Below are 955 nucleotides of genomic sequence, written 5' to 3'. Positions count from 1 at the left end.
CTCCGCTGGGCTGCTCCGCTCCAGCGGCCGCCGCCGCGCTCGGGTGGCCCGGTGTCGGGTGCGCGGCGGCGGCCGGGGCGCGGCCGGCGCTCAGGCGAGCGGGCCGTAGAGGCCGGGGCGGCGGTCCCTCAGATACGGGTTGGCCCGGCGGGACCCGGCGAGGAAGGCCGGGTCGGCGTCGGCGAACAGCAGTTCCTCACCGCGCCCGGCACGGGCCCGGGCCGTTCCGTCCGGCCCGGCGAGTACGGAGAGCCCGACGAACTCCAACTCCCCCTCCCGGCCGGCCCGGTTGACGTACGCCACGTACATCTGGCTCTCGAAGGCCCGCACCGGCACGACGGACTCGGCGACGAACTGGAACGGGTGCATCTGCGCGGTCGGCACGAGGAGCAGGTCGGTGCCGGCCAGGGCGTGGGCGCGGACGTTCTCCGGGAACTCGACGTCGTAGCAGATCATCAGGCCGACGGTGAGCCCGTTCAGCTCCGCCTGTACGACGGGCTGTTCCCCGGGCGTGAAGTGGTCGCGCTCGAAGCAGCCGAAGAGGTGCGTCTTGCGGTATCCGGCCAGCCGGGTGCCCTCGGCGGAGATCAGCTGGACGGAGTTGAAGACGCGCTCGCCGTCCCGCTCCGGGTACCCGTAGGCGACGGCGAGGCCGTGGCGCCCGGCGATCTCCGCCACGGCGCCGGCCGCGTCGCCGTCGGCGGGCTCGGCCAGGACGCCGACGTCGTCGCCGATCGCGTACCCGGTCAGGAACAGTTCCGAGGTCACCAGCAGACCGGCACCCGCGGCGGCGGCACGGCCCGCGGCCTCGTCGAGGAACGTGAGGTTCTCGGCGGTGCAGCCGGGTCGGCCGGAGCTCTGGAGCAGGGCGGTGCGCATGCGTGTTCCTCAGCGGTGAAGGGTGAACGGCAACGGTGAGCGGGGAAACGGGGGATACGGGGATACGGGGATACGG

Annotated in this window: 1 protein-coding gene; it reads right to left on the bottom strand. The window is 73.9% G+C overall.

From position 1 onward, the window contains the following. Positions 1-90 precede the first annotated feature (90 nt). On the bottom strand, positions 91-879 hold the full coding sequence (locus HZS56_RS37825; RefSeq protein ID WP_216725328.1) for a carbon-nitrogen hydrolase family protein: 789 nt from the start codon (positions 877-879) through the stop codon (positions 91-93). Positions 880-955: the final 76 nt, after the last annotated feature.

It is taken from the genome of Streptomyces mayonensis (assembly GCF_018982965.1).
In the GTDB taxonomy this organism is placed as follows: domain Bacteria; phylum Actinomycetota; class Actinomycetes; order Streptomycetales; family Streptomycetaceae; genus Streptomyces; species Streptomyces mayonensis.
The sequence above is the reverse complement of the archived record's forward strand: the minus strand, read 5'-3'. Positions and strand labels throughout refer to the sequence as shown.